Origin of the sequence: Actinotalea ferrariae CF5-4 (assembly GCF_000603945.1) — a bacterium.
In the GTDB taxonomy this organism is placed as follows: domain Bacteria; phylum Actinomycetota; class Actinomycetes; order Actinomycetales; family Cellulomonadaceae; genus Actinotalea; species Actinotalea ferrariae.
Window position 1 is genome coordinate 1 of sequence record NZ_AXCW01000169.1, and the last position, 8944, is coordinate 8944.

8 protein-coding genes are annotated in these 8944 nt (G+C 75.1%); 5 read left to right on the forward strand and 3 right to left on the reverse strand.

Translation table 11 applies throughout. The annotated features are described in order from the left end of the window. The 3 genes from N866_RS21415 to N866_RS13415 all read left to right on the forward strand — a co-directional run. Positions 1-804: chymotrypsin family serine protease (locus N866_RS21415; protein ID WP_034227183.1), on the forward strand; the 804-nt coding region annotated here is incomplete at its 5' end. 31 nt (positions 805-835) lie between these two features. Continuing rightward, positions 836-1051, forward strand: coding sequence for a hypothetical protein (locus N866_RS13410; RefSeq protein ID WP_034227186.1), 216 nt, complete (start codon positions 836-838; stop codon positions 1049-1051). A 125-nt stretch (positions 1052-1176) separates the two neighbouring features. Continuing rightward, positions 1177-3129 carry an NHL domain-containing thioredoxin family protein gene (locus N866_RS13415; protein ID WP_034227189.1) on the forward strand — a complete coding sequence of 651 codons (1953 nt, stop codon included), beginning with the start codon at positions 1177-1179 and terminating at the stop codon, positions 3127-3129. Positions 3130-3134: 5 nt separating this feature from the next. Here the strand turns inward: N866_RS13415 and N866_RS13420 are convergent, their stop codons facing one another. The 3 genes from N866_RS13420 to N866_RS13430 are packed head-to-tail and all read right to left on the reverse strand — an operon-like array spanning position 3135 to position 5753. Continuing rightward, positions 3135-4574, reverse strand: coding sequence for an amino acid permease (locus N866_RS13420; protein ID WP_245612592.1), 1440 nt, complete (start codon positions 4572-4574; stop codon positions 3135-3137). Further along, positions 4567-5067: a CinA family protein gene (locus N866_RS13425; protein ID WP_052023041.1), complete on the reverse strand. Its 501-nt coding sequence runs from the start codon at positions 5065-5067 to the stop codon at positions 4567-4569. The genes N866_RS13420 and N866_RS13425 overlap by 8 nt, the downstream gene beginning before the upstream one ends. Before the next feature lie 47 nt (positions 5068-5114). After that, complete coding sequence (locus tag N866_RS13430) at positions 5115-5753, reverse strand: TetR/AcrR family transcriptional regulator (RefSeq protein WP_034227191.1); 639 nt, start codon at positions 5751-5753, stop codon at positions 5115-5117. Positions 5754-5830: 77 nt separating this feature from the next. Between N866_RS13430 and N866_RS13435 the strand changes: the two genes are divergently transcribed. Beyond that, positions 5831-6349, forward strand: a complete 519-nt coding sequence (locus tag N866_RS13435) for a DinB family protein (RefSeq protein WP_034227194.1) — start codon at positions 5831-5833, stop codon at positions 6347-6349. A gap of 78 nt (positions 6350-6427) precedes the next feature. Beyond that, complete coding sequence (locus N866_RS13440; protein WP_034227197.1) at positions 6428-8116, forward strand: SpoIIE family protein phosphatase; 1689 nt, start codon at positions 6428-6430, stop codon at positions 8114-8116. Positions 8117-8944: the final 828 nt, after the last annotated feature.

Here is an 8944-nt window from a genome sequence, read left to right on the forward strand (position 1 = left end):
CGCATGCTGGCCCGGCGCGCGGTGGAGCACGCGGGCCCGACGGTGGACGTGCGGCGCACCGGCCGGATCAGCGCCGTGCCCGCGACCGGTCCCCGGCCGCCCGTCGTGACCGCCCGGGCCGTCGGGCAGACCGGACGCGTGCGTCCCCTGCGGCCCGGGGTGTCCGTGGCGCACGTCGACGTCACGGCCGGCACCCTCGGTGGCTTCGTGACGGTGGACGGCCGCCTGCACGCCCTGTCCAACCACCACGTGCTGGTCGGGTCGCCCGCCGCGCGGGAGGGCGACCCGGTGCTCCAGCCCGGACCCGCGGACGGCGGCCGGGACCCGCAGGACCGCGTCGGCGCCCTCGCGGGCTTCCTCCCCCTGGAGGCAGGGACCACCGCACTCGTCGACGCCGCCGTGGCGTCCCTGCAGGAGGAGGAGGTCGACCTCGGGTACCCGTCCGGCCCGCTGACCGGCACCGCGACGGTGGCCGGCGGGGAGACGGTCGAGAAGATCGGTCGCACCACGGGCACCACCCAGGGGCGCGTCACGGCGTTCGAGCTCGACGACGTCGTCGTGGGCTACGGCCCGGAGGTGGGCGACGTGTCCTTCGACGACCAGATCGAGGTCGAGGGCCTCGCGGCCGGACCGTTCTCCCGCGGAGGGGACAGCGGGTCGCTCGTGTACGTGCCCGGGACGGGCCTGGCCATCGGCCTCCTCTTTGCCGGGAGCGAGACGGGCGGCGAGAATGGAGCAGGGCTGACGTACCTCAACCCGATCCGAACGGTGCTGGAGGCGCTGGGCGCCGAGCTCCGCACCTGACAGCGACCCGACCGGCGTCCGGGAGCGAGCGATGGCCGACCTCGAGCAGGCGCGAGCCGCCAAGGCGCGCCTGCGCAGCGAGCTGGTCGGCCACCACGGGATCTGCGGCATCGGCCTGGTGCGCGTGCGCCAGGGCTACGCCGTCCGCGTCAGCCTCGCCTCCGCGGACGACGACGACCTGCCGACGGACGTCGACGGGGTGCCGGTGCGTGTCGCCGTCGTCGGGGCCATCACGCCGCAGCAGTGACCGGCCGCACGTAGCCGTCTGCCTGTGACCGCGTGCAGGTGACCGTCTGCATGCGGACCCGCCCTGCGCGACCGGCGACCGGACACCCGGAAGCCTCCCGGGGGCGGGTCGTGTTCACTACTGCCGTGACCACGTCTGCTCCCCGCCTGCCCAAGGTCCGCGCCTCCGAGCTCGTCGGCCGCGGCTGGCTCAACACCGGCGGGCAGGACGTCACGCTCGCGGACCTGCGCGGCAAGATCGTCCTGCTCGACTTCTGGACGTTCTGCTGCATCAACTGCCTGCACGTCCTGGACGAGCTGCGCGAGCTCGAGGAGCAGTACCGCGACGTGCTCGTCATCGTCGGGGTGCACTCCCCCAAGTTCGTCCACGAGGCCGACCCGGTCGCCCTCGCCGCCGCCGTCGAGCGGTACGAGGTCCACCACCCCGTCCTCGACGACCCCGATCTGACGACCTGGTCCGCGTACTCCGCCCGCGCCTGGCCGACGCTCGTCGTCGTGGACCCCGAGGGCTACATCGTCAGCCACATGGCCGGGGAGGGGCACCGCCACAACGTCGAGGTCCTCGTCCGCGAGCTCGTCGCCGAGCACGAGGCCAAGGGCACCCTGCACCGCGGCGACGGCCCGTACGTCCCGCCGGCCGTCGAGGCGCGCACGCTGCGCTTCCCCGCCAAGGCGGTCCGCCTGCCCGGCGGGACCCTGCTCGTCGCCGACGCCGGACACCACTCCCTGGCCGAGCTCGAGGCCGACGGCGAGACGCTCGTGCGACGCATCGGCTCCGGCGACCGCGGCCTCGTCGACGGCGGGCCGGAGGCGGCGCGGTTCAGCGAGCCCAACGGCCTCTGCCTCGTCCCGGAGGAGCTGCGCGGGCGGCTCGGCTACGACGTCCTCGTGGCGGACACCGTCAACCACGCCCTGCGCGGCGTCCGGCTCAAGGACGGCCGGGTCATCACGGTCGCCGGCAACGGGCACCAGTACATGGTCGGCGCCGCGGACAACGTCCTGCCGGACGCCCCGGACACGGCCGACGCGTCCGTCCCGGCCCAGCGCCGGCAGAAGCTGTCCTCGCCGTGGGACGTCGTGTGGTCGGAGCAGCTCGGCGCGTTCGTCGTCGCCATGGCGGGCAACCACACGATCTGGGCGTTCGACGACGTGCGCGGCTCGATCCGGCGCCTCGCCGGCACGATGAACGAGGGGCTGCAGGACGGCCCCGCCGACGAGGCCTGGTTCGCCCAGACGTCCGGGCTCGCCGTCGGCGCCGACGGGCGCATCTGGCTCGCCGACTCGGAGGTCTCGGCGCTGCGCTGGCTCGAGCCGAGCACCGGCACAGCCACCGGCGAGGCCGCGGACGACACCGCCACCGTCACCGCGCACACCGCCGTCGGCGCGGGCCTCTTCGACTTCGGCCACCGCGACGGCGCCGCGGACCAGGCGCTGCTCCAGCACCCGCTGGGCGTCGCCGTCCTCCCCGACGGCTCGATCGCCGTGGCGGACACCTACAACGGCGCGGTCCGTCGCTGGGCGCCCGCGGCGGACGGCGACGGCCCCGGCGAGGTGACCACGCTCGCCCGCGACCTGGCGGAGCCGTCGGGCCTGCTCGTCGACGTGCACGACGACGGGTCGATCGACCTGCTCGTCGTCGAGTCCGCGGCCCACCGCCTGACGCGTCTGCGCCTGCCCGCACGGCTCGCCGGGGAGATCCTCGACGCCGGTGCCCACCGCACCCAGCGGCCGGTGAGCGAGATCGGCGCCGGCGAGGTCCGGCTCGACGTCGTCTTCACGCCCGCGACCGGCCAGAAGTACGACGACCGCTTCGGGCCGTCCACGCGCCTGCAGGTCTCGGCGAGCCCGGCGGAGCTGCTCCTCGAGGGTGCCGGCGACGACGTCCCGCTGGAGCGGGTCCTGCGGATCAACCCCGCGGTCGCCGAGGGCGTGCTGCACGTGACGGCGCAGGCGGCGTCCTGCGACGCGGACCCGAGGATCGAGTTCCCCGCGTGCCACCTCAACCAGCAGGACTGGGGCGTGCCGGTGCGGGTCGTCGACGGCGGCCCGGAGGTGCTCACGCTCCCCCTGCACGGCTGAGGCCGTCAGCCCACCGCAACGGCCCGGCCCGCCCGGCGCCGGAGCGCCTCGCGCGCCGCGTGGACGCCCGCGACCACCGCCACGAACGCCGCCGTCGCGAACGCCTGCGTGCGGGCGGCGTCGTCGGTGAGCATGAGCGCCACGAAGCCGAGCAGGAGCGCCACCGTCACCCAGGACAGCCACGGGTGCCCCCACATCCGCACGGTCAGCTCGCGCCCCTCGGCCTCCAGCCGCGGGCGGAGCCGGATCTGGGCGACGGCGATCACGAGCCACACCGCGATGAGCGACGCCCCCACGGCGCTCAGCAGGATGCCGAGCACGCCCTGCGGCAGCCACCAGTTGAGCAGGACGCTGACCAGGGCGAACGCGGTCGAGACCAGCACCGACGTCGACGGGACCCCCGCCCGGGACACGCGCAGCAGGGCAGGTGGCCCGTCGCCGCGCTCGGCGAGCGAGTACGCCATGCGCGACGTGCCGTAGAGGTTGGCGTTGAACGCGGACATCAGCGCGACGACGACCACCACCTCCATGATGGTCGGCAGGGCGGGGATGCCGGCCAGCCCGAGCACGGCCACGAAGGGTCCCGCCACCAGCTCCTCCGACGTCCACGGCAGCACCGTCACCATGATCGCCACGGAGCCGACGTAGAACAGCAGGATGCGCCAGACGATGGTGCGGGCGGCGCGGGCGATGCTGCGCTGCGGGTCGTCGGACTCGGCGGCCGCGATGGTGATGATCTCGATGCCGCCGAACGCGAAGACGACGACGAGCAGGCCCGCCGCGATGCCGGCCAGCCCCTGGGGCGCGAACCCGCCCTCGCCGACCAGGTTCGTCAGGCCGACCGGGTCACGGTCGGGCAGCAGCCCGGCCACGAGGAGCGTCCCGACGACGAGGAACACGACGATCACCGCGACCTTGAGCGCCGCGAACCAGTACTCGAACTCGCCGAAGCTGCGCACCCCGCGCAGGTTCACCCCCGCGAAGGCCGCGATGAGCACGACGGCGACGAGCCACTCCGGGACCGCCGGCACCCAGGTGTGCACGATCGCCGCGGACGCGGTGATCTCGACGCCGAGCACCATGATCAGCGTCGCCCAGTACACCCAGCCGACCGTGAACCCCGCCCACCGGCCGATCCCCGCCTCCGCGTACGTCGAGAACGACCCGCTGGAGGGCAGCGCCGACGCCATCTCGGCGAGCATCCGCATCACGAGGACGACCAGGACGCCCGCGACGACGTAGGAGAGCAGGATCGCGGGGCCGGCGATCCGGATCCCCGCCCCCGTCCCGACGAACAGCCCGGCACCGATCGCCGAGCCCAGACCCATCATCGTCAGGTGCCGGACCCGCAGGCTGTGGGCGAGGTGCGGCTCCCCGACCGGGACGTCGAGCGCGGGGGCGTCCGACAGGGACGCGGCAGGAGTCGCGGGCCGGGGCTCAGTCACGCCCGGCAGTCTCCCGCAGCAGTGCGATCGCGTGCTCCGTGGTCGCCGTGAGAACTCCGGGCGGGTCCCCGTCGAAGACGCGCTTCTGCGTCCGGACGCCGTCCGGGGCGGCCACCGCGAACCAGACCGTGCCCGCCGGCTCGCCCTCGTCCGGCTCCGGACCGCCCACGCCCGTCACGGCCACGACGAGGTCCGCGCCGAGGAGCCGGGCCGTCGAGGTGGCCATGACCCGCGCGCACTCCTCCGTCACCACGGGCCCCTCGGGCACCCCGAGCAGGCCGAACTTCACCGCGGGCGTGTAGGCGACGACGGCGCCGCGGAGCCAGTCCTGCGCCGACGGCGCCGCGGCCAGGACGCTCGCGACCGTCCCCCCGGTCAGCGACTCGGCCGTGCCGACGGTCCAGCCGCGCCGCTCGAGCAGGTCGGGCAGGTCTGCGGCGAGACGTCGCGCGGCCTCGGCGGTGGTGGTGACGGCCGTGTGGAGGTCGGACATGCGTCCCAGGGTGCGCCCGCGCGGCGGCTCCGGCACCCGGACGGCGCTCAGCCCGCGACGTCGTCGGGGACCGGGACCACCGTCGTCGTCGGGTCGGCCCCGACCGCGCGGAGGACGAACGCCTCGGTCGCGGCGATCGCCGCCGTGCGGCCGGGCCCGTCCTCCTCCGGCACGGAGCGGCTGGACAGGCAGGCGTGGACGAGCGGCACGGTGGTCTCGAGCGGCTGGGGCGCGAAGGCCCCGGACTCCATACCCGCGGTGAGGATCCCGCGCAGGATCGCCTCGACCGGCACGGCGTGCTCCCGCAGGCGCCGCTGCATGTCCGGGGAGAGCAGGGTGCGCAGCTCGCTCCCCCCGGGAGCCAGGTGGAAGACCCGCTTGAGCTCGGCCTGCTGGCGGATGTAGGTGCGCAGCTGCAGGACGGGGTCGTCCACGCCCTCGAGCGCGCGCTGGAGCGCCCCGACCCACTGGTCCGTCTCGTGGGTGATGAACTCCAGGAGGAGCGTCTCCTTGTCCGGGACGTGGTTGTACACGGCCGTGCGGCCCACCCCGGCCGCCCCGGCGATCTCCGCGAGCGTGACGGCGTCGAACCCGCGCTCGGACATCAGGGTCGCGAGGGCCGCGAACAGCTTGTTGCGGGTCTGCTCGCGGTGCTCACTGAGCGAACCGCCGATGATCTTCGGCACCCGACCATCCTTCCATCCGAGGACGCCCGGCACCCCTGCAGGGGCCGGACCGGCCGCGTGAGGCCTAGGGTCGCGCCATGACGATCGAGCCGGACACGAAGGACTGGACCTGGGTGCTGGACCGGCCGTGCCCCGAGTGCGCCTTCGTGGCGACGGCGGTGACCGGCTCGGAGATCCCCCGGATCACGCGCGAGGCCGCGGCGGCCTGGGACGGGGTGCTGCACCGCGAGGGGGTCCGGGACCGTCCCGAGCCGCACGTCTGGTCCCCCCTGGAGTACGCCTGCCACGTGCGGGACGTCTGCCGCGTCATGGACCAGCGCGCCCGGCTCATGCTCGCGCAGGACGCCCCGTCGTTCCCGAACTGGGACCAGGACGAGACCGCGCTCCGCGAGCGCTACGGCGAGCAGGACCCCGCCGTCGTCGGGCTGGGGCTGCACACGGCCGCCGAGGCGGTCGCCGCGCGGTTCGCGGCCGTCCCCGACGACGCCTGGGACCGTCGCGGTCTGCGCAGCAACGGCTCGGAGTTCACCGTGCTCGGCCTCGGCCGGTACTTCTTGCACGACGTGGTGCACCACCTGCACGACGTCGGCGCCTGACCAGCGGCCGTCACCCGGACGGCTCAGTGCCGACCCCGGCCCGCTGGCGCTCCGCACCGGCCCTCGTACCGTACGTCCATGGCGGACGAGGAGGTGACGGGACGGGACCCCGACGGCGCTGACCCCTCCGCGCCGGGCCCGGACGTCGACCGTGCCCTCCTGCATGCCGGCGACGGCGTGCTCATGCTCGACCGCGACTGGTGCATCACCTACCTCAACCTGGCCGGCGGGCGCTTCCTGCGGCTGGACCCGGCCCGGGCGGTGGGGCGCGTGCTGTGGGACCTCTACCCGCTGACGGAGCACCAGGCGTTCCGGGACGCCTACGAGCAGGCGCTCCTCGAGGCGCGGCCCACGACGATCGAGGCGTGGTCCGACGTCGTCGGCGCGTGGTTCGAGGCGCGCGCGCACCCCCACGACGGCGGCCTCACGATCTTCTTCACCGACTGCACGGAGCGACGGCGGCAGGGCGAGGTCCGCGCGCAGCTCGTGTCCCGGCTGCAGGGCGCTCTCGCGCGCTCCGGAACGCTGCTCGAGCTCAGCCGGCGGCTGGGTCGCGCCGCCACGGTCGACGACGTCGCCGCGTGCGTCACCGACGTGCTCGGCCCGGCGGTCGGCGCGAGCTTCTGCGGGATCGCGCTCGTGATCCGCGCGGAGGCCCGGGTCCGCTACGTCAGCCTCTACCCCCTCCCGCACGGCACGAGCGAGGCGTGGGCGGAGTTCCCCCTCACCCTGGACGCCCCGCCCGCGGTCGCTGCGCGGACCGGCCAGCCGCTGTTCCACCCCGACCGCGCGGCCGCCGTCGCGCAGTTCCCCGACCTCGGTCCGCACATGGACGTCGCCGGCGCCGCGGCCCTGGCGCACCTGCCGCTGACGGCGACCGCCACCACCCTGGGGACGCTGGCCGTCACGTGGCCGGAGCCGCAGGTCCTCGACGCCGAGCAGCAGGGCTTCCTCACGACGGCGGCGGGCCTCGCCGCGCAGGCGCTCGAGCGCGCCCTGCTGGCCGAGGAGCAGACCCGGGTGCTCCGGCACGTCCAGGAGTCCCTGCTCCCGCAGACGCTGCCGCAGTCGCCGGTCGGCGTCGCGGCCGTGTACCGACCGGCGGGCGAGGTCGGGGTGATCGGGGGCGACTGGTACGACGCGTTCGCGCTGCCGGACGGCTCGGTCCTCCTCGTGGTGGGCGACGTCACGGGGCACGGCGTCGAGGCGGCCAGCGCCATGGCGCAGCTCCGGTACGCCTGCCGCATCTTCGCGCGCGAGGAGCCGGACCCCGGCACCGTCCTGACCCGGCTCAACGCGCTCGTGAACGAGGGTGGCGGCACCGAGTTCGCCACCGCGGCCTGCGTCCAGGTGGCGGCCGACGGCACCTCGCTGCGCTTCGCGCTCGCCGGCCATCCGAGCCCGCTGCTGCTGCCCAGCGGCCACCCGCTGGACCCGGGGCACCGCCGCACGGGTCCGATGCTCGGCCTGGAGGCCGACGCCACCTACCGCAGCCACGCCGCGTCCCTCGGGCGCGGCGAGGCGCTCCTGCTGTTCACCGACGGTCTCGTCGAGCGCCGCGACGCCTCGATCGACGACGGCGTGGACCGGGTGCGGGCCCACGCCGGCGCCCTGGTCCGGGCGGCGGCGGAGGGGCGCGCGCAGGCGGCCCTCGCGGAGGTCGTCGACCTCGTCATGAGCCCCACGGCCCGCCGCGACGACATCTGCGCGCTCCTCGCGTTCGCCGTGCCCGGTCCCGCGGCGACCACGCCCCCCGCCCTTCCCTGAGGCCGGCGGACGCCCTCACCCGAACGGCGCACGACCTGTCGCCGTCGTGCACAACTTCCGTCCACAGACCTGTGGATGAATGGCGCGGCCGAGCACAGTTTTCTGTGGACAGACCTGTGGGTGGACGGTGGATGAAAAGTGCCTCCTCGCACCCCTTGCCGGGCGTCCGGGACAGGTCTAGAACTGAGCCATCGGCAGGACGACGACGCCGGATCGGACGGGGAGACCCGCACCGATCGAGCCTCCGGGGCGACCCGGGGAACGTCGGACCGGGGTGACCCGGACCGATGGCCACGACGTCACGAGACCTGCCGGTACCGACCGGAGAACGGCAGACCTTCTCCCCCGGGCAACCGGAGGAGAGCTGGAGCATCGCGAGAGAGACCAGCACCGCGGACGGCGCCGCGGAGGGTGTGACGCGCACCGGACGGTGGACCGCTGCCGGCCGCAGAGGTCGCAGGACCGCTCCGGGGACCTCAGGCGACTGGGGCGTCGGACCGGGCAGCTCGGGGAACCGGGCTTCTCGGAGGCGGGCCCTGTGACCGACCTCGACCGGACCGCCCCGCCGCGGCGGACGGCCCGTCAGGCGACTGACGTGCCGGGAGCAGCAGTCACAGCGAGGCCCCTCGGACGCCTATTCCGAGGGGCCTTCGCTGTTGCTCCGGACCAGGGTAGGCACCGCCGACGGCGCGCCCGGGTCCCGACACGCAGGGTGAGACGCGCGACCTGTTCACCGGGCGCGCAGGGCCCGGCGACCGCCGGCCGCCGGCGTCCCGCGCCCGGCGCCGCTCCGGCCGGTCCGGCTCAGCCCTGATCCACCGGTCTGAG

Excerpts from the sequence above, each read along its gene's own strand:
- N866_RS13440 (WP_034227197.1), top strand. The coding sequence starts at position 6,428 with ATGGCGGACGAGGAGGTGACGGGACGGGACCCCGACGGCGCTGACCCC.
- N866_RS13435 (WP_034227194.1), top strand. The coding sequence starts at position 5,831 with ATGACGATCGAGCCGGACACGAAGGACTGGACCTGGGTGCTGGACCGG.
- N866_RS13425 (WP_052023041.1), bottom strand. The coding sequence starts at position 5,067 with ATGTCCGACCTCCACACGGCCGTCACCACCACCGCCGAGGCCGCGCGA.
- N866_RS13410 (WP_034227186.1), top strand. The coding sequence starts at position 836 with ATGGCCGACCTCGAGCAGGCGCGAGCCGCCAAGGCGCGCCTGCGCAGC.